The 276-nt window shown below is 39.5% G+C and carries 1 protein-coding gene; it reads right to left on the bottom strand.

Annotated elements, in window-relative coordinates; all coding sequences use genetic code 11:
- Positions 1-276: hypothetical protein (locus tag SB717_RS35535; protein WP_410907640.1), on the bottom strand; the 276-nt coding region annotated here is incomplete at both ends.

The following is a 276-nucleotide window of genomic DNA, read 5'->3' as shown; positions in this document are numbered from 1 at the left end:
ACCATTGGTTACAAGAGCATCAAAAGCTTTAAAAGGTGACAATACGGTTACGGGATTTGGAAATCCTAGGCTGTGTTTAGTCCCAGTAAAATAAGATAAAGGTGCCGATAGAGAAGCGTCGAGGGTTGACCACATTACAGAATTATTTTCACCACTATTGCCTTGTAAATTAACGCCAACTCCACCAACAGTGCCATTAAAAACATTTAAGGCTGTATACACTGATGGATTACCAGAGGTAGCATCATTTACATCAACCCTTATTTTATCAGGCGT

The sequence above is a fragment of the Priestia sp. SIMBA_032 genome (assembly GCF_046535215.1).
In the GTDB taxonomy this organism is placed as follows: Bacteria; Bacillota; Bacilli; order Bacillales; family Bacillaceae_H; genus Priestia; species Priestia aryabhattai.
The sequence above is the reverse complement of the archived record's forward strand: the minus strand, read 5'-3'. Positions and strand labels throughout refer to the sequence as shown.